The 23,116-nt window shown below is 55.9% G+C and carries 29 protein-coding genes; 5 read left to right on the forward strand and 24 right to left on the reverse strand.

Features of this window, described 5'->3' with window-relative positions:
* Positions 1-3: 3 nt before the first annotated feature.
* Positions 4-477 (reverse strand): periplasmic heavy metal sensor, encoded by a 474-nt coding sequence (locus G453_RS0112945; protein ID WP_027191414.1) that lies wholly within the window; start codon positions 475-477, stop codon positions 4-6.
* A 484-nt stretch (positions 478-961) separates the two neighbouring features.
* Between G453_RS0112945 and G453_RS0112950 the strand changes: the two genes are divergently transcribed.
* On the forward strand, positions 962-1,984 hold the full coding sequence (locus tag G453_RS0112950; RefSeq protein WP_027191415.1) for a transglutaminase-like domain-containing protein: 1,023 nt from the start codon (positions 962-964) through the stop codon (positions 1,982-1,984).
* 13 nt (positions 1,985-1,997) lie between these two features.
* On the opposite strand, the gene G453_RS27235 is transcribed toward G453_RS0112950, so the two are convergent.
* The 6 genes from G453_RS27235 to G453_RS28440 form a co-directional block, all read right to left on the reverse strand.
* A protein-coding gene (locus G453_RS27235; RefSeq protein WP_156920909.1) for an IS5 family transposase occupies positions 1,998-2,751 on the reverse strand; the annotation gives its coding sequence in 2 pieces (ribosomal slippage) (positions 1,998-2,427 and positions 2,426-2,751; 756 coding nt in all).
* A 396-nt stretch (positions 2,752-3,147) separates the two neighbouring features.
* Positions 3,148-5,157: a methyl-accepting chemotaxis protein gene (locus tag G453_RS0112965; RefSeq protein WP_027191416.1), complete on the reverse strand. Its 2,010-nt coding sequence runs from the start codon at positions 5,155-5,157 to the stop codon at positions 3,148-3,150.
* 91 nt (positions 5,158-5,248) lie between these two features.
* Positions 5,249-5,761: a periplasmic heavy metal sensor gene (locus tag G453_RS23930; protein ID WP_043645698.1), complete on the reverse strand. Its 513-nt coding sequence runs from the start codon at positions 5,759-5,761 to the stop codon at positions 5,249-5,251.
* A gap of 234 nt (positions 5,762-5,995) precedes the next feature.
* Positions 5,996-6,685, reverse strand: a complete 690-nt coding sequence (locus G453_RS27965) for a hypothetical protein (RefSeq protein WP_156920910.1) — start codon at positions 6,683-6,685, stop codon at positions 5,996-5,998.
* 240 nt (positions 6,686-6,925) lie between these two features.
* Positions 6,926-8,374, reverse strand: a complete 1,449-nt coding sequence (locus G453_RS0112980) for an outer membrane homotrimeric porin (protein WP_027191417.1) — start codon at positions 8,372-8,374, stop codon at positions 6,926-6,928.
* Positions 8,375-8,572: 198 nt separating this feature from the next.
* Positions 8,573-8,728, reverse strand: a complete 156-nt coding sequence (locus tag G453_RS28440) for a hypothetical protein (RefSeq protein ID WP_169725332.1) — start codon at positions 8,726-8,728, stop codon at positions 8,573-8,575.
* A gap of 46 nt (positions 8,729-8,774) precedes the next feature.
* On the opposite strand from G453_RS28440, the gene G453_RS28605 reads away from it, so the two are divergent.
* On the forward strand, positions 8,775-9,128 hold the full coding sequence (locus G453_RS28605) for a hypothetical protein (RefSeq protein WP_205620069.1): 354 nt from the start codon (positions 8,775-8,777) through the stop codon (positions 9,126-9,128).
* Positions 9,129-9,508: 380 nt separating this feature from the next.
* Here G453_RS28605 and G453_RS28445 read toward each other — a convergent pair whose 3' ends face one another.
* Positions 9,509-9,802, reverse strand: coding sequence for a hypothetical protein (locus tag G453_RS28445; protein WP_027191419.1), 294 nt, complete (start codon positions 9,800-9,802; stop codon positions 9,509-9,511).
* Between the two features lie 740 nt (positions 9,803-10,542).
* On the opposite strand from G453_RS28445, the gene G453_RS27975 reads away from it, so the two are divergent.
* Entirely contained in the window at positions 10,543-10,791 is a 249-nt protein-coding gene (locus tag G453_RS27975) for a hypothetical protein (RefSeq protein WP_156920911.1), read from the forward strand.
* 423 nt (positions 10,792-11,214) lie between these two features.
* Here the strand turns inward: G453_RS27975 and G453_RS27245 are convergent, their stop codons facing one another.
* The 15 genes from G453_RS27245 to G453_RS23965 all read right to left on the reverse strand — a co-directional run bounded on the left by G453_RS27245 (position 11,215) and on the right by G453_RS23965 (position 18,482).
* Entirely contained in the window at positions 11,215-11,844 is a 630-nt protein-coding gene (locus tag G453_RS27245; RefSeq protein ID WP_084502312.1) for an isoamylase early set domain-containing protein, read from the reverse strand.
* On the reverse strand, positions 11,831-12,418 hold the full coding sequence (locus G453_RS0113005) for an RNA polymerase sigma factor (RefSeq protein ID WP_051272398.1): 588 nt from the start codon (positions 12,416-12,418) through the stop codon (positions 11,831-11,833). The genes G453_RS27245 and G453_RS0113005 overlap by 14 nt, the downstream gene beginning before the upstream one ends.
* A 124-nt stretch (positions 12,419-12,542) precedes the next feature.
* Positions 12,543-12,923 (reverse strand): isoamylase early set domain-containing protein, encoded by a 381-nt coding sequence (locus G453_RS26390; RefSeq protein WP_051272399.1) that lies wholly within the window; start codon positions 12,921-12,923, stop codon positions 12,543-12,545.
* Positions 12,924-13,049: 126 nt separating this feature from the next.
* Entirely contained in the window at positions 13,050-13,496 is a 447-nt protein-coding gene (locus G453_RS0113020; RefSeq protein ID WP_027191422.1) for a periplasmic heavy metal sensor, read from the reverse strand.
* Between the two features lie 38 nt (positions 13,497-13,534).
* A complete protein-coding gene (locus G453_RS23950) occupies positions 13,535-13,837 on the reverse strand; it encodes a hypothetical protein (protein WP_043645699.1) in 303 nt (100 codons plus the stop codon).
* Between the two features lie 51 nt (positions 13,838-13,888).
* Positions 13,889-14,173: a hypothetical protein gene (locus G453_RS27980; protein WP_156920912.1), complete on the reverse strand. Its 285-nt coding sequence runs from the start codon at positions 14,171-14,173 to the stop codon at positions 13,889-13,891.
* Between the two features lie 117 nt (positions 14,174-14,290).
* Entirely contained in the window at positions 14,291-14,599 is a 309-nt protein-coding gene (locus G453_RS0113035) for a hypothetical protein (RefSeq protein ID WP_027191424.1), read from the reverse strand.
* 20 nt (positions 14,600-14,619) lie between these two features.
* Entirely contained in the window at positions 14,620-14,856 is a 237-nt protein-coding gene (locus tag G453_RS26395) for an SHOCT domain-containing protein (RefSeq protein WP_051272400.1), read from the reverse strand.
* A 12-nt stretch (positions 14,857-14,868) separates the two neighbouring features.
* The gene (locus G453_RS28450; protein WP_169725333.1) at positions 14,869-15,033 is read right to left on the reverse strand and encodes a hypothetical protein; all 165 of its coding nucleotides are present in this window, start codon (positions 15,031-15,033) and stop codon (positions 14,869-14,871) included.
* 1,456 nt (positions 15,034-16,489) lie between these two features.
* A complete protein-coding gene (locus tag G453_RS0113050) occupies positions 16,490-16,939 on the reverse strand; it encodes a periplasmic heavy metal sensor (RefSeq protein WP_027191425.1) in 450 nt (149 codons plus the stop codon).
* Positions 16,940-16,977: 38 nt separating this feature from the next.
* Positions 16,978-17,274 (reverse strand): hypothetical protein, encoded by a 297-nt coding sequence (locus G453_RS23960; RefSeq protein ID WP_043645700.1) that lies wholly within the window; start codon positions 17,272-17,274, stop codon positions 16,978-16,980.
* Between the two features lie 54 nt (positions 17,275-17,328).
* A complete protein-coding gene (locus tag G453_RS0113060) occupies positions 17,329-17,607 on the reverse strand; it encodes a hypothetical protein (RefSeq protein WP_027191426.1) in 279 nt (92 codons plus the stop codon).
* 108 nt (positions 17,608-17,715) lie between these two features.
* Positions 17,716-18,027, reverse strand: coding sequence for a hypothetical protein (locus G453_RS0113065; protein ID WP_027191427.1), 312 nt, complete (start codon positions 18,025-18,027; stop codon positions 17,716-17,718).
* 20 nt (positions 18,028-18,047) lie between these two features.
* Positions 18,048-18,284, reverse strand: a complete 237-nt coding sequence (locus G453_RS0113070) for an SHOCT domain-containing protein (RefSeq protein WP_051272401.1) — start codon at positions 18,282-18,284, stop codon at positions 18,048-18,050.
* A 12-nt stretch (positions 18,285-18,296) separates the two neighbouring features.
* Complete coding sequence (locus G453_RS23965; protein ID WP_043645701.1) at positions 18,297-18,482, reverse strand: hypothetical protein; 186 nt, start codon at positions 18,480-18,482, stop codon at positions 18,297-18,299.
* Positions 18,483-18,724: 242 nt separating this feature from the next.
* On the opposite strand from G453_RS23965, the gene G453_RS0113080 reads away from it, so the two are divergent.
* Together G453_RS0113080 and G453_RS0113085 are read left to right on the forward strand one after the other, a co-directional pair.
* Positions 18,725-20,524, forward strand: a complete 1,800-nt coding sequence (locus G453_RS0113080) for an ATP-binding protein (RefSeq protein ID WP_043645704.1) — start codon at positions 18,725-18,727, stop codon at positions 20,522-20,524.
* Between the two features lie 9 nt (positions 20,525-20,533).
* Entirely contained in the window at positions 20,534-21,910 is a 1,377-nt protein-coding gene (locus G453_RS0113085; RefSeq protein ID WP_027191430.1) for a sigma-54-dependent transcriptional regulator, read from the forward strand.
* A gap of 495 nt (positions 21,911-22,405) precedes the next feature.
* Here G453_RS0113085 and G453_RS27250 read toward each other — a convergent pair whose 3' ends face one another.
* A complete protein-coding gene (locus G453_RS27250) occupies positions 22,406-23,113 on the reverse strand; it encodes a PP2C family protein-serine/threonine phosphatase (RefSeq protein ID WP_084502316.1) in 708 nt (235 codons plus the stop codon).
* Positions 23,114-23,116 lie beyond the last annotated feature (3 nt).

Below are 23,116 nucleotides of genomic sequence, written 5' to 3' on the forward strand. Positions count from 1 at the left end.
GAGTTACTGATGCATGCCCATGCCCATGCCGCCATTCATCATGCCGCAGCCCATGCCGCCCATACCCATCCCCATACCCATGCCGCCCATGGCCGGGATGCCTTCCTTGGTCAGCTGGCGCTTCAGGTTCACCTGAGAGTCGAAGAGCTTGGCGTTGAGGTCGTTGATCTCCTTGGTCAGGGCTTGGACCTTCTTGTCGTCAGTGGCTCCGCCGTAGAGCTGGGCGTTGAGTTCGGACTGCTTGGCAAAGAGCTGCTGCTTCAGCTGGACCGTGGCCGCGTTGTGGTCAGCGTAGATCTTCTGCGCAGCGGCCTGCTTCTCCGGGGTCAGGCCCATCATATTCCCGCCCATCATGCCCATTCCCATGCCGGGGCTGCCAGCTCCGTGACCTTGCGCGCTGGCGAATCCAGCAAAACCGAGGACGGCCACCAGGGCCAGCATCAGGGTCAGAGCAGAAATGCGATTACGAGTCTTCATTGAAATTCTCCTTTCTCAGCAGTTAAGGCTTCGCGAAATGAGTTAGCTTCTTTCGTCATCAGCTTTAATCAGGCAAACTGCGTGCCAAATGTTTGTGTTGATACAATATGCTGAGATTGCTGACTATTTATTGGTGTAGGTTGCATGCTTCAAGGTTGGGCTGAACTGTATGTGCAATTTCTGGGCACGGTTTTGCACATTGTGGGTAAAAAGTATCCGTGGGGGTTTTCGCTCACTACCACGCTGACACGCGCCCCCATTATCGGCCTCCTTTGCTGGAGACCATTATAGATCGTGGTCGCACCAATAGCGCCCAGGTCCCGAAAAAGCGAACGAGGCTCCGGCAGTCCAACCCGCTGGGGCCTCCTTTTCGTGGACCCCATCCATCAGGTCTATCTATTTATCATATTGACATTCAAAATTTCAATTTGCCCGGACGGGTTTCTGCCTCTACCCTCCAGCATCTCACCGCAGAGGAGCACCCATGCACATCAGGATCTTCGCACGTTCTCTGGCCTCCCTTGTCGTCGGCCTGCTGCTGTCCCAGGCGGCCCTGGCCGCCCCAAAGGGGGCGACCGTGACCTACACCGTGGCCCCGGCCGTGATCGATGGCTCCAAGACGGCGCAGGTCTGGTTGCCCTATCCGCTCTCCAACGAAAACCAGACCATCACCGGTGTCACGGTGGGGGGGAATTTCACCGCCTCCGCCGTGTACCGGGACGCGAAATCCTCAGCGGTCTTTCTCCATGCCCAGTGGTCGGACCTCAAGGAAAAGCCGGTACTGACCATGCGTTTCCACGTCACGCCGGACTTCAGCAAGGGGTCCAAGTTGAAGAACTCCGGTGAGCCCATACCGGCGGACATCCGCTCCCGCTATCTGGACGAAGCCCCGGAGGGGTATTTTCGGCAGGTGGCAGCAAAGATCACCAGAGGCAGGACGTCCGTTCTGGAAAAGGCCCGAGCTGCGTACGATTGGACGATCGACAACACCTTCCGCGATCCCGAGGTCAAGGGCTGCGGCCTGGGCCTGCCTGGACGGACCATGACTCAGGGCAAGGGGGGCGGCAAATGCGCCGACATCTCCAGCGTCTTCGTGGCCCTGGCCCGGGCGGCCGGGGTACCCGCCCGCGAGGTGGTCGGGCTGCGCCTGGCCGAGCCCAAGGACGGAGAAATCACGAGTGATTTCCACTGCTGGGCCGAATTCTATCTGCCTGGCCACGGCTGGGTGATGGTCGATCCAGCCGACGTGCGCAAGATGATGCTCGTCAACAAACTGGAGCTAAAGGATGCGGAAAACAGGAAATGGCGGGAGTTCTTCTGGAACGGGGACGATCTCTTCCGCATCGTGCTGAACAAGGACTCCCGGGAGGTGGAGCTGACCCCGAGGCAGCACGGGGAAGCGCTCACCTACTTCATGTATCCCTTCGGCCAAGTGGACGGGGAAACCCTCAACTTCTTCGACCCCAAGAAATTCAGCTACAAGGTCGATTTGACGCTCGACCGCTAGGCCGCGTCGACATTCACCTCAGCCAAACAGCGATGGCGGCGAGATGCAGAAAGGAAAGGAATGACGTCGCCAGCTTATCGTATCTGCTTGAAACTCTTCGAAACTGCTTGAGCTTGTTGAACATGCGTTCGATGACGTTTCTTTCTTTGTAAATATAACGATCATATTCTCGTTGTGTTTTTCGCAGACCCCGAGGCGGTATGACTGGCTCTGCGCCCTTCGCCTCAATAGCATCGATTATGGCTTGTGAGTCATATCCTTTGTCAGCAACAATATGTTCCGCATCTTGTCCTTCAATAAGTGGTATTGCTTGTGTATAATCTGACGCATTGCCACCTGTAAGAATAAAACGAGTTGGACAGCCGAGGGCATCTGTGGTGGCATGGACTTTAGTTGAAAACCCACCTCTTGATCTACCAAATTTCTGCCACTGCTGCCCCCCGCGCGCCTGCTGCATGTTGATGCGCTCGAATGATTGTGCTGTCGACCATGAGCCATTCAGTGTCAGCATCAACAGCCAATGTATTGAATATCATTTGCCAGACGCCATTCTTTGACCAACGAATGAACCGTTTGTGCACCGTTGCCCACTTCCCATACTCACCGGGTAAGTCACGCCAAGGAGCACCCGTCTTTGCGATCCACATTACGGCGTCAATAAAAAGTCTATTATCAGATGCAGTTCTCCCTCTGTCACCAATCTTTCCAGGAAGTGCATCTTTGATCTTCTCCCACTGATCATCCCTAAGAGCATGTCTGCGTTCCATTGCAGTCCTCCTGTGCTGATCAATAGCACAGGAGGCTACTAATGTCGACAGGCCCTAGGCCGTGCCGACATTTATCTCAACAAGATGGCAATCGCGGCGACATCCAGGGACGAAAGGACGAGAGCTACCGTAAGATGCTCCGCGCATGGCCAAGGAAAGCGGGATTGAGTCTCCAGCGGCTAAAGATGTCGCTCGCTTGGGTCGTAAGCGTATGGGCATGACGCTCTCGAACGAAGACCGGACGCGTTCTAAACATGAACACCCCTTCCAGGAATCTGGAAGGGGTGTCACTGTTTGGGGAAGTCTCACCCATGGCGAGATACCTTCCAGAAGGAAGGCAGACTGGATGCTGGCGGTCAGACTGGGATAAGATCCAGTTATAAGGTGGAGGGGACGCTATTCCTTAACTTCAGCTAACCCCTTGAGCTTGTGGGCCATGGCAGCAAGGTCCGTTGTCGCTTTCGCGGAAAGAGCCATGCCCGAAGCGATTTCCCGGGATACGGCGTCCACCTCCTGAATATTGCGATTGACCGTGTCGCTGGTGACAGCTTGCTCTTCCGCCGCGCGGGCGATCATGCCCACCTGAGCCGATGTGGCTTCAACGAGGGGCACAATTTCCTCCAGGGCTTGGCCAGATTCAACAGCCAGGCCCGCAGCATGTTGGATGGCGCTGGAGGCTCTCTCCATGCCTTCTATGTTGGTTCCGACTCCATTCTGAATAAGTTTCACCGCTTGGCCAACTTCCTGGGTGGCGGACATGGTTTTCTCGGCCAGTTTTCGGACCTCATCGGCCACGACTGCGAATCCCCTGCCTGCCTCGCCCGCGCGGGCGGCTTCGATGGCTGCGTTCAAGGCCAGCAGGTTGGTCTGGTCTGCGATATCACTTATGACGTTGATGATTCTGCCGATGGACTCCGCTTGAACTCCCAGGGACGAAACGTTTTGCCGGAGTTCGCCAGACAGCGATTGGACATTTGCGATAGCATCAACCGAACTGGATACGACAGTGGCACCTTGCCTGGCTTTTTCACGCGCCTGATTCGCCAGTTGAGAGGCCCGCGATGCATTCCCAGCGACTTCGCCGATTTTTGAACTGATTTGTTCCATGGCTCCCACGCTCAAGGCGATCCGGTTGGTTTGAGCCGTGGCCCCTGAGGACACCTGCTCCATCTGGGTGGCGATGTTATCCGTGGCTTCTGCGATCAGTTGGGCCGCGCTGTCCGCCTCGAAATTGACATGGCGCACTCTTTCCAGGTGCTTGGCGACTTCCCTCTCGTGGAGGACCATTTCCGTGATGTCCCTGGCAACTTCCAAGAAGCCGATGGTATGGTGGCCTTCATCGAGCACGGCCACGGCATGGGGTTGGAAGAAAACCGATCCCGACTGCGTGTTGCATTCTATGATTCCAAGTTTTGCGCCTGCTTGGCTGCTGGGGTGGAAAGGCGTTCCACAGACACCGGCCTTGAAAGCCATTTTGCAGTTCTGCCCGATGAGAGATCCCTTGGGGACTTTTGCCAGACGGACGGCGGCGGCGTTTGCCAGCATCACTGCGTCATCTTCGCCTGTCATAAATATAGGGTCGGGCACCGCATTGAGCACTGCGTCGTTGAGGGCCAGAGACTTGCCTATCCGTTCCAAAAGATGATCAAGCGTACGAGAAAGCTCTGCGATTTCGTCATTTCCAGGAATGTTCACGCGCAGGTTGGTTTCACCCTCGGCGATACGAGCCGCCTGAGAGGCGATAGAACGCAGAGGCAGGATTACCCCTCGGCGAACGAAGAGGATCACCAGGAGGCATGTTGCGAGCGCTCCTAAGCCTGTGCTGCCCATGACAACGCGCATAAGGTCGACGGTATCGTCCGCATCGTTCGCCGCTTTGTGGGCCAACTCCGTTTGCCCGGTCCTAAGCTGCTCGATCCGTTCCTCCAGCCCTTCAAGAATGCTGGTGTTTTTCTCCTGTTTCTCGTGTCCCTTCTCCATGCCTTGTTGGCGGAAGACCGCCACGGCGTCGGTGTTTTCCTTCATGAAGCGCTGGAATAGCTCCTGAATCTCTGCGACCAGTTTCAGGTTCTCGGTGTCTGCCTCCTTCCGAAAGGTGGAGGAGAATCCCCCCGTCAGTTCCTGGAATTCCAGGGAGAGACGCTTGACTTCAGTTTCAGTCGCTGGATCGGGTTGATGCTGGGTAGACTGAGCGACAAAAAGCTGTTGTAAACGCAACAGATCATCGCCCATCTTGTCTGCTTTGAGGGCGTTGGGGAAGTATTCGTCCACCACGCTCATGACGCTTTTATCGACAGAAGAGATCAGAATGGCGCTGACAATGCCGTTGAGAATGAAGATGAGCGCTATGGCGACGAAACCCAGGGTAAGCTTGGTTCCGATTTTCCAGTTCCTGGTTGAAAACATGCTGTCTGCTCCTGGAAGCGGCGTTGACATTGAAATGGCGAAAAAATGGGGGAAGCCGTGAGACTTCCCCCGTTCTATCCGAATCCTGCGGCTAGTAGCCCATGCCCTGATGACCCATGCCCATTCCACCCATTCCCATGCTGCCGCCCATCATCGGGCAACTCATGCCGCCCATCATCCCCATGCCGCTCATGGCCGGGATGCCTTCCTTGGTCAGCTGGTTCTGGAGAGCCACCTGGGCCTCGAAGATCTTGGCGTTCAGGTCGGCGATATCCTTGGTCAGGGCCTGGACCTTCTTGTCGTCGGGCGTCGCGCTGTAGAGTTGGGCGTTCAGTTCGTACTGCTTCGCGGTCAACTGCTGGCGCATGGTGGCCGTCTTGGTGTTGAAGTCGGCGTATATCTTCTGGGCGGCGGCCTGCTTCTCAGGGGGCAGGTTCATCATCATGTTGCCGCCCATCATACCCTGTCCACCCATCATGCCCATGCCCTGTCCGCCCATCATGCCGGGACCCATCATCTGCGCGTTGGCCAGGCCGCTGAGGCCGAGAAGGGCCACCAGGGCCAGGGCCACAGTCAGGCCGGAAATGTGCTTGCGAGTCTTCATGGGAGTTCTCCTTGGTTAAAGTGTTGTGGATTGACTGAAAACCAGGGACTTGCCTCCATGGTTATCACGGTTAGAGGGCTGTTACCACAGGTAGCCGCCCCAACAACTACATCCGTTCTGGACGGCCTGCGGGGGGATTTTCCTGGCTCGCCATCCTGCAAGACAACGATGTTGCGCTACAAATTGTAACCATCAAGATTATTTGACTTAAGCTGCTGTTCCGTGCAACGGTCGTCATTCTGATGGAAACCCCTTTTCAATCGAGAAACGTCTGGTTCTCCCCCATGGTTTTATGACAGAGATGCTGACAATGAAGAACACAGCAAACAATTGTATGATGTCCATTGTGTTGCGCATAACATAGACTGGCAATGTTTCTGCTAACATTCCTTTGGCATTGTTAACGAATTCTCCATAAGAAAATAGCCTCTCCAGCCCGGGCATGTACCAAGCGAAGCCGAACGTTAAGTATGCAATGGTCATAATCCATTTGAAGACGATCCATTTATACTTGAGAAAACCAAATTTTGTGAGCGCAGCATAGGCAATTCCTGTGAGAAGGCAGCCGATGGCTGAGGGCGCGACGATGTAGTAGTCAATGTATGCTACTGACAAGCTGCTTGCATACAACTCGGACGCATTTTTCGGTTGAAAAAAACACTGTACGAGGGCGACGCTGGCTGTAGAGCCTCCCCATAAAGAGGCACAAAAAAGATGAAATATCTTGATCAGACGTTGCTGGCGCACAGTAATTTTTATTGGTGTCCAAGTTTGCAAACTGATTACATTTAACATAAAGTCCTCGATATGTTTATTCTCGTGGGATAACCCAGAGTGACATTCAATGACGGCGTATTCACACTCGCCATCAGTAGCCAGTTGAGCACATTGCGTGCCAAGTTCTATTTTTTTTGTTAATGGCATGGAATGATATGATATTTATGAACATGGCCGTGTGTTTCATAATCAAGCGGCACAAGGGCGGGTGATTTCTGGACATGGTGCCTGGGTGTTGTGGGTAAAAAATATCCATGAGGTTGAGGAGGCGCTCTTTGGGGCAATTGATTGAAATAATGAAACCTTGGTTGGGCGACTGCTGATAACAGCAGACGGCCGGGGCTTGCGCCCCGGCCGCTGGCTTAGTCCGGCAAAATCCTCAACCGCTTAGAACTTGTATTGAATGCCGAAGGCGACCTTCCAGGCGTCGCCGTTCTGGGACTGGTTCACCATGCGGCGTCCCCAGACGCTCTTTTCGAACTGGCCGTGAGCCCAACCAGCCTCGACGATGGCGGCCAAGTTCTCGTAGATGTTGTACTGGTTGTCGAAGTTGACGCCCACCACATACTCGTTGGTGGTCAGGTCGCGGCCCATCTGGACATAGCTGCCGGTGCCCCAGAGGGCGTTGGCGGCGCGCAGGGCGCGGCCGGAGTTGGTGCCGCGAGCGTACGTGAAGGTCAGGCGGTGGGTCAGGTTCTCAATGAAGGACATCTTGTTCAGGGAGGCGGCGAAGCCCCAGGAACCGGTGGGGTTCAACCCCATATGGCCCGAGAACGCCTGGCCGGAGTCGAGCAAGAACGAAGTGGAGGGGCCCCAGGAACCCACGACGGTGGGCATCCGCTCTGAGCCGTTACGGGTGGAGCTGTCCTCGCCGGTGGAGTACCAGAAGGCCACCTGCGGGGTCAGCATGTCGAATCCGCCGTACTCGGCGGCCACGTCGAAGAACAGGCCGCCGCGACGGTTCTTGCCGTCGTTGGCGGCTCCCTCGCCGTACATCACGTCCGCATAGAACTTGAACGGATCCAGTGCGGTGACTGCGAACGCACTGCCGACCCACCAGTACGTGGTCTGGGCCTGACGGAAGCCGACGGGTCCCAGCATGTAGCCAGCCGAGGCCAGGTTGGTGGCCAGAGACTGGTTCGTGAATCGGGGGGACGTGCCCACGGGGGTGACATAGTTGGCGTTCTTGCCGCCGAAGGAGAGCACGGCCCAGGGAGTTGCGGCGAAACCGTCCAGGGTGATGGGCAGAGCGAGGAAGTAGGCGTCCAATTCGTCGGGCACCTGAGTAGTGGTGGGATCGAAGTCCCTGTTGGTGTCCAGCAGGCGGGTGAAGCCGCCGATGACCTTGAATTGGTCTACCACAGGAATGACAAACACGGCGGCCGCAGCGCGCGTTCCGCCCAACACGGGGTTAGAATTGAACAGCCCTTGAGAGGAGATCGGCAGGTCCATGTCCTGCAAGCCCAGGGTGAACTCCACGTCGGTGTTGGGCCACTTGAATTGCAAGTAGGCTTGGTACACGTCGATGGAAACGGCCGGGTTGTCCACGGTGAACGTTCCGTTGCCCCAGGGGGTGTTGTTCACGCGGATGCCTAAGCGGAACTTCAGGTTCTCATTGGCGATGAAGTCCGTGCGCAGGCGGAAGCGCTCCCAGATGGTCAGGGCATCGCCGGTGTTGGTGCCCGTGGTGTTCCAGCCGGTGTAGTTGATGTTGGACCAGAAGTTGCCCCATATACGTGCATCGCCGGTCATTTTGACCTCGGTGGCTGCGGAGGCGGTCGCCGCGCAGCCGAGTGCCATGAGGCCGAGCAGCGCCAGGGTGATCAATCGTTTCATCTTCTTCCTTTCCCCTTGTTTGTGATGAAGATTGCCGGACTATCGATGCGGCAGGGCCTTCCTATGAAGACCCTGCCGCTTTTCCCATATCTTGTTCGTTACCCCCCCCCCCCGCAAATGGCAAGCCGTAGCCGGAAGTCGAGGCTTTCGGATTGTTGATGACGAGGTGTTTAGTGGTGCGAGGTTTCCAGTCGCTCTTTATTGGTCGTTGACAGGAACCCCCTTGCTCGCCGTGGAAGAGTATCCCTGGCCTTTCGTGGCGCTGTTCTTGCCGCTGGGGTTGCTCATGTCGGTGTAGCTTGTGTTGTTCATGCCCTTGGAGCTGGAGGAGCTCATGTTTCCAGAGCTGTTCATATTTGTATCGGTATTCATGTTGGTATTCATGTCCGTGGAACTGGTCATGCCACTGTATGCATTCATGTTGCCGGAGTTGCTGGTGCTGCTCTTGCTGCTGGAGCTACCCATGCTGCTGGAACTCCCGGAGTACCCGGAGCTACCCATGCTGCTGGAGCTACCAGAGTACCCGGAACTGCCCATGCTGCTGGAGCTACCAGAGTACCCGGAACTGCCCATGCTGCTGGAACTCCCGGAGTGGTCCGAGCCCATGCTGCCATTGCTGCCCCCGCCGGAATTGCCGCTTGAGGAACCCTGGCCACCACCGCCGGAGCTTCCGCCCATGCCGCCACCACCGCCGGAGCTTCCGCCCATGCCGCCACCACCGCCGCCCATGCCACCGCCGCCGTCGCCGCCGTGACCGCCGCCACCACCACCGCCGCCGCCACCACCACCGCCCATGGCAAAGGCAAGGGAGCTTACGAGCAGCAGGGAGAGACACAGGGCCAGGATTTTTTTCAAGGAATGTATGTTCATTTTCATCTCCGTTCTTGTTCCCGATTGTGTATTCAGCACGCTGAATAAAGCTGGAATGTTGTTGGAACGCAGGGCATGGTCACAAAATGCCCTGCGTTCCACCGTGCTTTTTCACGGTCTCCTGCGGGTTCGAGGCGATCTAGAAGAGCCTTTGGCGATGCGTAGGGCCAACGTCAGATCGCGATTTCTGGACCATTTCAGTATGAATTTTGTGCACATTGCTCCATTGTTTTATAGACTTGCTGCGCAACTAGGAACTTTGGTTTACCACCACCAGCAGCCCCAGAAGGCCGTGGGCTGGGAAGTGGTAGCCTGCGGAGCTACCGGCACGGTGCCTGGAGTAGCGGAGGTGGTAGGCCACAACACCGTAGGCCAGTTCCAGCCGGTGTAAACGGAGTCAGGCAGCACGCCCTGGACGCCCTGGGCAGTGGCCTGCGTCTGGATCGTCCCCTGCGGTTGGACCGTGGTGGTCTGCGCTTGGGACGGCAGGGCCGACCCGGCCAGAACCGCAACGCCCAGGGCCGTGGCGGCCAGGAAGGAAGTCTTTTTCGATCTCATGTTCGATACCCTCCAAACGTGGTTAAGGGTGATGCGGCAGCACAAGGAATTGTCAGTGCCGTGCAGGAGCCGCTCCAGTCCATCAAGGGCACTCACATTGATATACGATTGAGGTTTGTGAAGGGTCACAGAATTTTTTTTCAGAATGCATAAATGTCTTCAACAAAGTCGGAATCTAATTGCATGGCTGCTAATAAGAATGATTATGGGAGGGTGTTTCAACTGAAATCATGCGTTACGGTGCGACATTGTTATGGTAACAATCGTTATGCTGAAGAGTAGATTAGATTCCTCACCTGCCATGTCCGCCCCTGTTGCCTCCACCGCCGCCGCTACCACTACCGCTGCTACCACTACCGCTGCCGCCACTACCGCTGCCGCCGCTACCGCTGCCGCCGCTACCGCTGCCGCCGCTACCGCTGCCGCCGCTACCGCTGCCGCTGCCGCTACCGCTACCGCCGCTACCGCTGCTGCCACTCCCGCTTCTACTGCTAGCCCCTTCAGACCCATCGTGACCGCCACTCCCCACAGACTCTCCACCCTGGCTCTTGCCGCCAGACCAAGAATTGGTTTTGTCGGTGCTCCGCCCGGTTGCTGCGTCCCCAGGCATTCCCTCTCTCTGGGTCCCAGTAGGGGCCGTGTCCCGGTTGTTTACGGCAGACTGACGAGCAGTATGTTCGCTGAGGCCAAGCGCCGTCGGCACGCCCCGCATGTCGCCAAACTTACCGATAGAGTCCATCATGGCCGACATCGCTTTATCCTGCGTAATGCCTTGCTCCGCTGCCAATTTGCTCATTGTGGCCAACGAGTTCCAGTCCGAGAAGCGATCACTCATCATGGCGGCCTCGATGACATTCCTGGCGCTGTCAGGGTTTATCCCGCGCTGCTTCAATGCGGCATACGCCTCTGTTCCCTGCGTCAAGGAGGGAAGTGAAGAGGCTGGAGCCGTTCTGATCATTGACGATAATTCGTCCCGGGTGACGCCGTAGCCATAGCAATCCGCAAGGCGTCCGATAAGGTCGGCCCGCACGGTGTCGGGCCAATTCTTTCTGTATTGTCCGAGCAAGTTTTTCACTTCCGAATAGTCATTAACCCTACGCTCCAGAACAGATGCCACCTTCATCGGGGGGACGCGCTTGGTCAGTCCTTCGTCCAGTTTGTCGTTGAGGGGCTTGTGGGGCATACTCAAAAGACGCGCTTTCTCCATGACGCCAAGAAGTGCCGTAGCTTCCTCAACATTGATTTTATTTTCGGACTTTAGCGACAAAATGTGCCCAGAGTATGGATCTCCACCGACACCACTGGCTGTTGTTCCAGAAGTTTCTGAAAGGGAACGCGTTTGCGCATATAAATTACACGCCAAGAGTGGCAGCATGAATGCAGTGGCTAGCGCCGCAGTGACAATGAGTAGTCTATATGGATAAGTCATTGTTGTTTCCAATTATTAGTACTGAATTGCGACTCCCAAAGCCATCATCTTCGCACATTATGGCACTTGGGTCAGGCTCGACATTCATTTCATTGACAAGAAAAGCATATTTGTGCCGGCCTGGATTCAAGGGTAGAGTAAGAACCCAGGAGCCGTTATCCAGCCGACGCATCTCATTTCCGCCGGGTGTCCACTCATTGAATGAGCCAACAACCGCAACAGTGCGGGCTTGAGGTGAGTGAAATACAAAGGACACAACTTGCTTTCCGGACGGATCTTGGCGGACATCGACGGTATTAAGGTTCACTTTTTCCCGAATGCCCAGCACGAGCAACATGGCAGCTAGTGCGAAGGCTGGAGCAATCTTAAGGGGACTATAGGTTATGGTGCGAGGTGATTTCACCCAGTCGGCGAACCTTGCCCATGCACTCTTCCCCTTGCTGGCAACCGGCAGGCTGGCCATCACCATGTCCGTGAATGCGTCTGGGACACGTTGGTCTGGAAGTTCCCTTAAGGCACATGCAATCTCACGAAGGTCAATCTCTTCTGGAGAAAGGATCCGGCGGCCAGTTCCTTTTTGCTCTTCATCTCCAGATTGATTATCGTATGGCATGATTTTGCTCCCTCAACATCAGACGTAGACGCCCAAGCCCTCTGCTGACTCGCATCTTCGCTCCGCTTAACGTCAGTCCAAGCGCATCGGCCACTTCCTGCAAAGACAACTCGTGATGGTATCGCAGCATCACCGCTTCCCTGTAATCCTCGGGCAGTTTCAGCACCGCCGCACTGAGACGCGCGGCATCGAGCCTCTGGCACATCTTCTCGGATTCTTCCGCATAGTCGCCAACCTCCTCTTCAGGATCTTCCTCGTAACTCACAGGTGCGGTTTTCTTCCGCCGAAGATAGTCGCGTGCCACGTTCATGGATATCGAATAAAGCCAGGGAAAAAACCGTGCAGAGCCATTAAATTTGTTGATGTTTTGATAGGCTTTTATGAACGCTTCCTGGGATAGGTCTAATGCCTCCGCTTCAGACCCTGACATACGGAGCATGAGGTTATATATTGGCCTCTGGTGTCGATCGACGATAACCCTATAGGCGTTGGCGTTCCCAGAAAGTACGGCACGAATCGCATCACGTTCTTGGTGTTCCGCGTCGTTGCTCGTTACATCCTTATTCCTGTGCACGTCAGGCTGTCCTTGTATCGAACTGGCCACCTCCCCTGGATTCCCGGAGGATTGACGGCTGGAGGAAGCGAGGTCGGCGGTCCTCATAATAAGATATACGAACTGGAGATGAATATGGTCACGATCATTCCACCACCAGGACAGAGTTTTTGCCGCCGAACCCGTCGTCCTCCGAAATGATTGCCCTCGGATCATGAATCATTGTCTTCGAGTCAATGATCAGCTGGTATTTGTAGCGTCCAGGACCGAAACGCTTTTCCAGTGCGAAGCCGCTTTTTTGCTTGGAAAGGCAGTCCGCCGTTGTGGACCATCCATTGAAATCGCCTGTAACGCATACAGAATCAGCACCCTTATCCAGATAGCTGAATCTGATGACGGCTTCTTTCCCAGTATCCCTTCCCTGAAGAGGGTGGCGAGCTGCGACAATATGACAACCGGCCAGTACAATGGAGATGAGCGGAAGTAACGCACGGAGAAGTTTTCTTAGGAAATGTTCTGTAATCATGGTTGTAGTCCGATGCTTCCTGGTGCCTGTCCTCCAGGTGCTGCTGGACGGAGACAAAGATGAGGAAGAGACGGAGGGAGCATTTCTCCGTCTCTTCTTCGATCATGCATCATAATGCTGCATCACTTACCAGCACCACCCCATGTTCATTCCATGGTGCATTCCGCCCGCCATCATGCCCATGCCGCCCATGGCCGGAATGCCTTCCCTGGTCAGTTGGTTCTGGAAAGCCGCCTGGGCTTCGTAAAACTTCGAGTTCAGGTCGGCGATTTCCTTGCTCAAGGACTTGATCTTCTTGTCATCCGGGTTGGAGGTGTTAAGCAGGACGTTCAGCTCATACTGCTTGGCGTTCAGGCGCTGCCCCAGGGTGGCCGTCTTGGCGTTGAAGTCCGCGTAAAGCTTTTGGGCGGCGGCCTGCTTTTCCGGGGTCAGACCGTACATGGGGCCGCCCATCATCTGGGGGCCGCCCATCATTCCGGGACCCATCATTTGGGCGTTTGCCAGCCCGCTCAGACCGAGAAGGGCCACCAGGGCAAGCGTCAGGGTCAAGGCGTGCATTCGAGAGGTCTTCATAGTCGTTTTCCTTTTGGGTTCAGATTGAATCAGGTGGCCTAATACCAGCCGCATCCCCAACCACCGTAGCCGTAGCCGGGAGCGTATCCCCTGGGAGCGTACGCCTGCGGTCCGGGCGCATAGCCGGGGCCGTAATAGCAGGGACCGTAGTAGCCGGGACCGTAGTAGCCGGGGGCGGGTGCGTACGTTCCGGCCGGGACCTGCTGCACGACCGAGGGCTGGGCCGTGGTGGAGGTGTCAGGGGTCTGGGCCGAAGCCATGTTGGGAATCCCCGCGAGGGAGGCTAAGCCGAGAGCCAGCGCCAGTCCAACGTTTCTGGACTTTTTAAGTATGGATTTCATTTGCGTTTCTCCTTGATTTTGTGCGTTTTCGGCGCGGTTAAAGGTTCTGGATTACCACCACCAGCCGCCCCAGCCGCCCCAAAAGGACGTGGGCTGAGAGGTGGTTCCCGGTGTCGCGATGGTTGTGGTTGCCGTGGTGCTCGAAGCGGCAGGCCACCACATCATGGGCCAAGACCAGTTGCCGAAAGTTGCGGGCGAAGACTGTGCGATCTGGATAGTGGCCTGCGGCTGGACGGTGGTGGTCTGTGCCGGGGACGGCAAGGCCGACCCGGCCAGGATGGCCGCGCTAAGAGCCACGGCGGCGAGGAAGGTGGTCTTTTTCGATCTTGTCTTCATACAGATATCCTCACGTACAGTTTTGGTTGATTTCATTTGTTCCGCCGAAGCCGGGCAAGGACGACGGTGAAGGTGGAGAGGGTGGCTTAACAACACCCGGCTCCGGCGGTATTTTTATCACCAGGAGCAGCCGTATCCGTAGCCGTATCCGCGCGGGCCGTAATGCCGCCCTTGGCCGTAGTATCCGCCCGAGGTGTTGACGTACCGTTTGTAATTCTTCGGCGTAACGTACCCGTACGTATTCTGCTGAGGCGGATACGCCTGCTGATTCTGCACCACCGATTGCGGCACAGGCTGCACCCAGTTCTGGTCATAGCCGTACATCATCTGAGCCTTAGCTTCCTGGAAGGAACCGGAAACAGCCAGGCCTCCGGCCAGGACAGCAGCCATTGCGAATCCCTTCAGCATCCGCTTTTGAAAAGTCATGTTGTTTCCCTCCTTAGTTACTACAGCACGCTCTTGAGCGTGTTGTAGTCGTCCATGTTGATATCGCCCCTGGCCAGCCTGGTCTTCAGGATTGCCAGCGAATCGTTTCTGTCGGCATCCTGGTTGCCGTTCCTGGACTTCCCGCAGAGCGTCTTGAAGGCCAGGAGGGCAATTCCGCCCAGAATCAACAACCAGAACACCATCGGAATCCATCCGCCCCAGCCTGATGCGTAGGGTATGTAGTCGCAGCCCCACATTCGTTTCTCCTCCTATCTCCCGTACCCGCCGTAGGGGCCGTAATTGGCGGGGGCGCTGTAGTAGCCGGAGCCGCTCCAGTATCCGCCCGAGCACCAGCCGGGGCCGCCCCAGGATCGGTACGGAGCGCACGAGGCGACCAGCAGAAGAGCCGCGACAGCCAGAAGAACCTTATTCATGATGAGCCTCCTTGCGTTCCCTTTTCAGTTTCAACGCGAGATGGAACCTATAAGGCAAGCGCCGTGCCAGTATGAAAATATTAATCTATTTGCTTAAAATAATTAACTTTATGCTGTTCTGCCGGGTTTGTGCGCAACCTGGATGTGTTTTTGAGTGCGTCAAAAGTATCCACTTTTTGCTGGGTGCGATGCGTAAAATGGTAACTTGTTTCCGGCGGCAACTTGAAACGAAGAGGAACTCGAAATGACAGGGAGGCTTGCGTTCCATCCTTTTCTCATGCCCAATTCTTCTTCAGCTTTGCCCCTGTTTGATCGTGGGGGGCCGTAATCTTCCGGTGTGGCATCGCCATGCTGGCCGCCAGGAACAGACTGCGGGAAGGGCGACGCATGTCCCAGAGCCTCGTGGACAGGCCGAGGTGCTGATTTGGGCTTTGGAGGCCGGAAACGCGGACTTGGATGGGATTTCTAGGCGGGAATCGCTAGGTTCAGGCGTTGGTGGTGGAGTCTGCTAATAGCCAGCTTGGCCGTTCCTGGCTCCACAAAAAAAACGCCAGGCTCGACGCACTCCTTTATGAATGAAGACGAAGATATGGGCAATATTATCCAAAGAGATGGCTGACTATTCTGAACACCTATTCTCTTTCATTTTTAACCTCTCAGGGGCAACGCCAAAGCAGATCCTCCGCGACCGTTTGGCCCATAGCTCAGCCGTGCGCATCAGGCGGTCCTCTGGCCAGTCTGGATGAGCTGACCGGAGGATTTTAAGTTGGTGGTTGAGGACGTAATCCATGGAGTCTCCCATTTAACCCGGCTGGGCCTCTTTGCTGGCCATGGGCACGGTGGTCATATCCCTTTTGTATGGACACATCGTGCCGTTGTTTCATTGAATCAGCCATCTCTATTGGATGCCTGAAGGGCTGATCGTTGGAGGACACGCGATCGGCGGTCCTTATGTTTCATAAAGATAGATATTGTGATTTGTCTTTCCACTCATTAGTATCTATGACCTCTGTAAACTCAAGTGGAGAGCATTTAATATTCCATGATTTGCCGCAGGAATGGCATTCAAAGCAAGCAGTCAGAAATTCAACGCCGTAGTCTCTGTTCATGCCATGGTCACCGATATGCTCGAGCGAGCTTTTACATGCTGGACAAATGAACATCACATGCCTGACATTGGTATAAGTAGTTTCCTGTGCATATGTCTTCCAGATAAAAAGTAAATATTATGGGTGATGAGGCTTTGCAACTCCATCGCCAACCCTTCTTGTGGTGGCATGGCCAGCATCCGCCTCTTCCGAGGGGCTCTCAGGTTAAAACCGTCTCACTTCAGTATACGTACCGGAGGATAATATGGTCACGATCATAATTACGCCCAGGAGAATGAAGGGAAGAAGAGATGGGGGGAGCGTTTCCCCATCTCTTCCTCTTGTGATGCATTAGTATGCCGTTCCAGCTACCAGCATCTCCATCCCATGCCCATGCCATGGTGCATTCCGCCAGCCATCATGCCCATGCCGCCCATGGCCGGAATACCTTCCCTGGCCAGTTGGTTCTGGAAAGCCGCCTGGGCTTCGTAAAACTTCGAGTTCAGGTCGGCGATTTCCTTGCTCAAAGACTTGATCTTTTTGTCATCCGGGTTGGGGGTGTTAAGCAGGACGTTCAGCTCATACTGCTTGGCGTTCGACTGCTGCCCCAGGGTGGCCGTCTTGGCGTTGAAGTCCGCGTAAAGCTTTTGGGCGGCGGCCTGCTTTTCCGGGGTCAGACCGTACATGGGGCCACCCATCATCTGGGGGCCGCCCATCATTCCGGGACCCATCATTTGGGCGTTTGCCAGCCCGCTCAGACCGAGAAGGGCCACCAGGGCAAGCGTCAGGGTCAAGGCGTGCATTCGAGAGGTCTTCATAGTCGTTTCCCTTTTGGGTTCAGATTGAATCAGGTGGCCTAATACCAGCCGCATCCCCAACCACCGTAGCCGTAGCCGGGAGCGTATCCTCTGGGAGCGTACGCCTGCGGTCCGGGCGCATAGCCGGAGCCGTAATAGCCGGGGCCGTAGTAGCCGGGGGCGGGTGCGTACGTTCCGGCCGGGACCTGCTGCACGACCGGGGGCTGGGCTTGATCCGCCGTGGCGGGGGCATTTGGGGTCTGGGCCGAAGCCATGTTGGAAATCCCCGCGAGGATGGCGACGCCGAGGGCCAGCGCCAGCCCGACATTTCTGGACTTTTTGAGTATGGCTTTCATGCGCGTTTCTCCTTAAATTTATGCGTTAGCTGTGTGGTTGACGGTTTTAGGTTACTACCACCAGCCGCCCCAACAGCCCCAGAAGGCCGTGGGCTGGGTAGTGGTCACCTGCGGGGCAACCGGCACAGTACCCGAATTGCCCGAGGTGGTGGGCCACCACATCGTGGGCCAGTTCCAGCCGCTGTAAACGTTGGCAGGCAGCACGCCCTGGACTGTGGCCTGCGGCTGGACCGTGGTGGTCTGTGCCTGGGACGGCAAGGCCGACCCGACCAAGATGGCCGCACCAAGAGCCATGGCGGCGATGAAGGAAGTCTTCTTCGATTTCGTTTTCATCTTGATATCCTCCAATGCATGGTTAAAATTGATTGCGTTTGATCCGCCGAAGCCGGGCAAGGCCGGAGGTGGAGGTGGGGGGACGAAACCCGGCTCCGGCGAAATTTTTTACCACCAAGAGCAGCCGTATCCGTAGCCGTATCCGCGCGGGCCGTAATGCCGCCCTTGGCCGTAGTATCCGCCCGAGGTGTTGACGTACCGTTTGTAATTCTTCGGTGTAACGTATCCGTACGTATTCTGCTGAGGCGGATACGCCTGCTGATTCTGCACCACCGATTGGGGCACAGGCTGCACCCAGTTCTGGTCATAGCCGTACATCATCTGCGCCTTAGCTTCCTGGAAGGAACCGGAAACAGCCATGCCTCCGGCCAGGACAGCAGCCATTGCGAATCCCTTCAGCATCCTCTTTTGAAAAGTCATGTTGTTTCCCTCCATATTTACTACAGCACGCTCTTGAGCGTGTTGTATTCGTCCATGTTGATTTCGCCCCTGGCCAGCCTGGTCTTCAGGATTGCCAGCGAATCGTTTCTGTCGGCATCCTGGTTGCCGTTCCTAGGTTTCCCGCAGAGCGCCTTGAAGGCCAGGAGGGCGATTCCGCCCAGAATCAACAACCAGAACACCATCGGAATCCATCCGTTCCAGCCGGACGCATAGGGAATATAGTTACAACCCCACATATTGTATCCCTCCTACCAGCCGTACCCGCCGTAAGAACCGTACTGTGAAGGGGCACTGTATCCGTAACCGCCCCAGTATCCGCCCGAGCAGTTCCAGCCCGGACCGCCCCCGTACCAGCCGGGGCCGCCCCCGTACTGGTACGGAGCGCACGAGGCGACCAGCAGAAGAGCCGCGACAGCCAGAAGAACCTTATTCATGATGAGCCTCCTTGCGTTCCCTGTTTCGGTTCAACGCGAGATGTCACCAGTAGGGCAAATGGCGTGCCAACACGGAATATTGTATTTATTTATATAAAATAATTGACTTTAGTTTTTTGTCACCAAGTCGGTAGGCTCCCTGGACGTGCTTGTGCATCCCGGAAGTATCCACTTCTCACTAGACATGGCGTGTAAAATAGTTACAGGTTCTCGCAGTAACTTGAAACGAAGAGGAACTTGTCATGCCAAGCTTGCGTTCAGGTTTTTCCCCACGCCGCAGCTTCGTCCTTCAGCACTCCCCATGGTTGATCGTGGGAGGGGCCATAATTCTCGGCGTGGCCATTGCCGTGTTGGCCGCCAGGAATACGCAGCGAGAAAAGCGGCATATGTCCCAGAACCTCGTGGACCGTGCCGATGCGCTGATTTGGGCTGTGGAGGCCGGAACACGGACCTGGATGGGGTTTCAAGGCGGGAGCCGCCAGCTCCAGGCGCTGGTGGAGGAGACCGCCAAGCAGCCGGGGATTGCCTATCTGGCGGTCGTGGACGGCAAGGGCCGCATCCTGGCTCACAATGACCCCACCAGGATCGGCGCGCTCATTCACGAAGGTGAGGATGTGGCCCGATTGGGTGCTTCCGAGCAGTCCGCTTGGCGGATCAACGAAAGCGCGGCGGAGAAAATCTTCGAAGTGTATAAAATCTTCGCACCTGCTCAGGAGTACCAACATGGCATGCACGGCATGGGACATTCCTCCTGGGGCGATTGTCCGGATTGCGGAGTTGGGGGGATGGGGCGGCAAGGTTCGGCCATGCCCTTTGCCAGAACAAACGGCAACACACTCGTTTTCGTGGGCCTTGACATCAAGCCCTTTGAGGAAGCCCTGGCAGAGGATTTCCGCAACACCATGGTCATTGCGATGTTGGTGGCTTTTCTGGGGCTAGGCGGTTTCGTCTCACTGTTCTGGGCGCAGAACTACAGGCTCTCGCGCCGCCAACTCCAGGATACGCGGGCCTTTGCCTCAGAGGTGGTCACCAGCCTTCCCGTGGGGCTCCTGACTAGTGATACAGATGGGAAGATCAAATTGGCGAATGCCGCCGCCTCGGCCATGTTGGGAATCGAGCGCGGGAACTTACTCGGAATGCCGCTCCGAGGCCTTGGTAGCCTGGAGTGGGAACCGATCATCGCGGCCCTGGCAGGGGACGAGGCCGTGCTCGAACGAGAGGTGGAACTGGCAGCCAGCCGTGGAAGGAAAGCGCCAGTAAGCCTGAGCGCGTCTCGCATTGTCAACGAAGAGGGGCTGTTCCTGGGACACCTCTTCATCCTACGCGACCTAGGGGAAGTCCGGCGACTTCAGGAGCAAGTGCGGCGCAACGAGCGCCTTACCGCTCTGGGCAACTTGGCTGCGGGCGTGGCCCATGAAATCCGTAATCCGCTCAGTTCCATTAAGGGCTTTGCCACGTATCTTGCGAGCAAGATCAAAGGCGAAGGCCCGGACAAGGACGCCGCCAAGATGATGATCCAGGAGGTGGACAGGCTGAACCGAGTGGTTTCGGAACTTCTGGAGTTCGCGCGCCCGGGTGAAATGAAACTCAAGGTCGAAGACATCAACCAGGTCATCGAACGTACTTTGCGCTTGGCCAGCTCGGACGCATCGGCCAAGGGTATTGCTACGCGTTTCTCCCGCAACGACTCCCTGACGCAGATCCCCATCGACTCGGAAAGGCTCACTCAGGCCCTGCTCAATTTGTTCCTGAACGCGGTCCAGGCCATGGATCCGGGGGGCGTGCTGGAAGTTTCCACATCGATCGAAAGCGCATCGGGCAGGGTGAGCGTTCGCATCGCGGACACGGGGAAAGGAATGGCCCCGGAGGTGCTCTCCGATATCTTCAACCCATATTTCACCTCCAAACCCTCCGGGACGGGTCTGGGTTTAGCCATCGTACACAGGATAGTGGAAGGGCACGGCGGCGAGATCAAGGTTGAGAGCCAGCCCGGCAAGGGAACCGTTTTTACCATCCTGCTGCCCTTGGCAAGGATGGCGTAGGAGACACGCATGGCAAAACCATCCAAGACCAGACTTTTGGTGGTGGACGATGATCCCGGCCACCGCAACATGCTGCTGACGTTGCTCGCTGACTGGGGCTACCGCCTGGAGGGCGCTGAGGACGGCGAGGCCGCAGTGGCCCTTTGCAGGGAACGTCCCTTCGACCTAATCCTCATGGACGTGCGCATGGCCGGGATGTCCGGCATCGAGGCCCTCAAGGAGATCAAGGCCTACAATCCGGCCATCCCCATCCTGATCATGACCGCCTACTCCAATGTGGAGACGGCCGTGGAGGCCATCAAGGCCGGAGCCTACGACTACCTGACCAAACCTCTGGATTTCGACGATCTCCGGTTGACCCTGGACCGGGCGTTGGACCACGCCTCCCTGCGCGATGAAAACAAGGCTCTGAGGGATACTCTGTCGGCAACTTTCGATCAGGGCGGCATCATCGGGCAGAGTCCATCTATGCGCCAACTCATGGAGTTGCTGGCCGCCGTCGCCCCTTCCGAGGCCACGGTTCTCGTCACGGGCGAGTCTGGCACGGGCAAGGAACTCATCGCCAGGGCCATCCACACCAACAGCCAGCGCCGTAAAGGCCCTTACGTGGCGGTGAACTGCGCTGCCCTTACCGAAACCCTCCTGGAATCAGAACTCTTCGGGCATGAGAAAGGAGCTTTTACGGGGGCGGAAAAAAGACGCGAAGGGCGTTTTCTGGTCGCCGACAAAGGCACCATTTTCCTTGACGAGATAGGGGAGATGCCGCTGGCCATGCAGGTCAAGCTCCTGCGTGCCATCCAGGAACGGGAAATCCAGCGGGTGGGCGGCGACCAGACCATCAAGGTAGACGTGCGCATCTTGGCCGCCACCAACCGTGACCTCAAGGAAGAGGTGGAGGCGGGCCGCTTCCGTCAAGACCTCTACTATCGCCTGAACGTTGTCTCGCTGGCACTCCCCCCCTTGCGCGAGCGCGTGGAGGATATCCCTTTATTGACAATGCATTTTCTGAACAAGTTCGCGATCAAGAACGGCAAACAAGTGAAAGGGTTCACCCCTGGAGCCATGGACAAGCTGCTCAAGTATTCATGGCCTGGAAACGTGCGTGAGTTGGAAAATGCCGTGGAACGTGCCGTGGTGCTTCTGGTTGGCGAGTATGTGACCGAAAGGGAACTGCCCCCGGTGATCATTCAGGCACAGGATGGCGGTCAATGTCCAGAGCCTGGCTTTTCCAACATGACTTTGGAGGGAGTCGAACGCATCGCCATCCTGGATGCGCTTGATGCCGCCGAGGGCAACAAGAGCGAGGCCGCACGGAGACTTGGCATCACAAGGAAAACACTACACGCCAAGTTGCAGCGGTATGGGGTGGCAGACGCAAATGACTAAAGAAGTTGTGTCGACTTGCTTCGGTTGTAAACTGCACTTTCTTCAACAATTGTTGAAATCATGGTAAACAATGCCCGTGTGCTTAATCAGCGTAATGCCGCTCGGGGGCAAGAGAAATTCAAAGAAGGGGGCAAGGCCTTCGGCAGTAGTTCTGGTAGTGGGATCGCAAGGCCGACTTGCAGTTTGGAACTCTTGCGAAATGACATTGAAGCATAGGTGGACAGCCAACGCGCAGGACCCAAGTCTCAGCTCAACGGGGTGATCGTTCGGTACTTGCCACCATGTGACTGTTTCGGTGGTTATGGCACTGTATACCACGACATGATCGATCTTGTTCCGCGTAATCAGTCGCATAGCTTCAGACTGAAATATCTGTTATAAGCGAGATATTTGAGCACGTGGTGAGATGTAAAGCCGAACATGTGAGGTTGTTTGCGTGGGATGCATGAGTTTAAATAATTCAATTTCAGAAAATTATAAATGCATAATGGTGCACTAAGCTATTGCGACAATTGCTGTTACATTGTCTCTTCCGCCATATAGCAGTGCCTGCGCTATGAGATTACTCGCCATGCTGGAAGCATCCTCATTTTCTCCAAGTATTGTTTCAATTATACGGTCGTCTAATTCATTTGTGAGGCCATCGCTACATAGAAGAAGAACGTCGTCTGGCTGGACATAAAAGACTCCTGTGTCGATCGAGAAGTCATCGCACCCTATGCATTGTTCGAGTATATGGCGTAGTGGATGCTTCCGAGACTCAGTTATGTCTACAACTCCTCCGTCGACGAGTCGTTGTACCAGGGTGTGATCCTCGGTGATTTTTATGATATGACCATTATGGTAGTGATATAGCCTGCTGTCTCCTACATGGGAATAAGTCACTTCCCCCTTGTTCAAGATAATTGCTGTCGCTGTCGTTCCCATCCCAAGCGTAGCTGTATCGTTATTTGCTTTATTAATTACCTCAGTGTTGGCTTCTTTGAAAGCATTGGACAGTGCCATGGCTGCAACATTCGGATTTGACGGCATCCTGCTTAATACATCCACTAGAATTTGAGCGGCAATATCTCCTGCCGCTTCCCCCCCCATGCCGTCGGCAACCGCCAGTAAATACATGTTGTTTTCAAGCGCACGAACGATAAACCTGTCTTCGTTGCGTTTTCGAGTCAGTCCTTTGTTTGTTTCTCCATGTATATCCATATG

Origin of the sequence: Fundidesulfovibrio putealis DSM 16056 (genome assembly GCF_000429325.1) — a bacterium.
GTDB classification, from domain to species: Bacteria; Desulfobacterota; Desulfovibrionia; order Desulfovibrionales; family Desulfovibrionaceae; genus Fundidesulfovibrio; species Fundidesulfovibrio putealis.

Excerpts from the sequence above, each read along its gene's own strand:
- G453_RS0112945 (WP_027191414.1), bottom strand. The coding sequence starts at position 477 with ATGAAGACTCGTAATCGCATTTCTGCTCTGACCCTGATGCTGGCCCTG.
- G453_RS0112950 (WP_027191415.1), top strand. The coding sequence starts at position 962 with ATGCACATCAGGATCTTCGCACGTTCTCTGGCCTCCCTTGTCGTCGGC.
- G453_RS0112965 (WP_027191416.1), bottom strand. The coding sequence starts at position 5,157 with ATGTTTTCAACCAGGAACTGGAAAATCGGAACCAAGCTTACCCTGGGT.
- G453_RS23930 (WP_043645698.1), bottom strand. The coding sequence starts at position 5,761 with ATGAAGACTCGCAAGCACATTTCCGGCCTGACTGTGGCCCTGGCCCTG.
- G453_RS27965 (WP_156920910.1), bottom strand. The coding sequence starts at position 6,685 with ATGCCATTAACAAAAAAAATAGAACTTGGCACGCAATGTGCTCAACTG.
- G453_RS0112980 (WP_027191417.1), bottom strand. The coding sequence starts at position 8,374 with ATGAAACGATTGATCACCCTGGCGCTGCTCGGCCTCATGGCACTCGGC.
- G453_RS28440 (WP_169725332.1), bottom strand. The coding sequence starts at position 8,728 with ATGAACAGCTCTGGAAACATGAGCTCCTCCAGCTCCAAGGGCATGAAC.
- G453_RS28605 (WP_205620069.1), top strand. The coding sequence starts at position 8,775 with ATGCCACTGTATGCATTCATGTTGCCGGAGTTGCTGGTGCTGCTCTTG.
- G453_RS28445 (WP_027191419.1), bottom strand. The coding sequence starts at position 9,802 with ATGAGATCGAAAAAGACTTCCTTCCTGGCCGCCACGGCCCTGGGCGTT.
- G453_RS27975 (WP_156920911.1), top strand. The coding sequence starts at position 10,543 with ATGGCCGACATCGCTTTATCCTGCGTAATGCCTTGCTCCGCTGCCAAT.
- G453_RS27245 (WP_084502312.1), bottom strand. The coding sequence starts at position 11,844 with ATGCCATACGATAATCAATCTGGAGATGAAGAGCAAAAAGGAACTGGC.
- G453_RS26390 (WP_051272399.1), bottom strand. The coding sequence starts at position 12,923 with ATGATTACAGAACATTTCCTAAGAAAACTTCTCCGTGCGTTACTTCCG.
- G453_RS0113020 (WP_027191422.1), bottom strand. The coding sequence starts at position 13,496 with ATGAAGACCTCTCGAATGCACGCCTTGACCCTGACGCTTGCCCTGGTG.
- G453_RS23950 (WP_043645699.1), bottom strand. The coding sequence starts at position 13,837 with ATGAAATCCATACTTAAAAAGTCCAGAAACGTTGGACTGGCGCTGGCT.
- G453_RS27980 (WP_156920912.1), bottom strand. The coding sequence starts at position 14,173 with ATGAAGACAAGATCGAAAAAGACCACCTTCCTCGCCGCCGTGGCTCTT.
- G453_RS0113035 (WP_027191424.1), bottom strand. The coding sequence starts at position 14,599 with ATGACTTTTCAAAAGCGGATGCTGAAGGGATTCGCAATGGCTGCTGTC.
- G453_RS26395 (WP_051272400.1), bottom strand. The coding sequence starts at position 14,856 with ATGTGGGGCTGCGACTACATACCCTACGCATCAGGCTGGGGCGGATGG.
- G453_RS28450 (WP_169725333.1), bottom strand. The coding sequence starts at position 15,033 with ATGAATAAGGTTCTTCTGGCTGTCGCGGCTCTTCTGCTGGTCGCCTCG.
- G453_RS0113050 (WP_027191425.1), bottom strand. The coding sequence starts at position 16,939 with ATGAAGACCTCTCGAATGCACGCCTTGACCCTGACGCTTGCCCTGGTG.
- G453_RS23960 (WP_043645700.1), bottom strand. The coding sequence starts at position 17,274 with ATGAAAGCCATACTCAAAAAGTCCAGAAATGTCGGGCTGGCGCTGGCC.
- G453_RS0113060 (WP_027191426.1), bottom strand. The coding sequence starts at position 17,607 with ATGAAAACGAAATCGAAGAAGACTTCCTTCATCGCCGCCATGGCTCTT.
- G453_RS0113065 (WP_027191427.1), bottom strand. The coding sequence starts at position 18,027 with ATGACTTTTCAAAAGAGGATGCTGAAGGGATTCGCAATGGCTGCTGTC.
- G453_RS0113070 (WP_051272401.1), bottom strand. The coding sequence starts at position 18,284 with ATGTGGGGTTGTAACTATATTCCCTATGCGTCCGGCTGGAACGGATGG.
- G453_RS23965 (WP_043645701.1), bottom strand. The coding sequence starts at position 18,482 with ATGAATAAGGTTCTTCTGGCTGTCGCGGCTCTTCTGCTGGTCGCCTCG.
- G453_RS0113080 (WP_043645704.1), top strand. The coding sequence starts at position 18,725 with ATGCCAAGCTTGCGTTCAGGTTTTTCCCCACGCCGCAGCTTCGTCCTT.
- G453_RS0113085 (WP_027191430.1), top strand. The coding sequence starts at position 20,534 with ATGGCAAAACCATCCAAGACCAGACTTTTGGTGGTGGACGATGATCCC.
- G453_RS27250 (WP_084502316.1), bottom strand. The coding sequence starts at position 23,113 with ATGGATATACATGGAGAAACAAACAAAGGACTGACTCGAAAACGCAAC.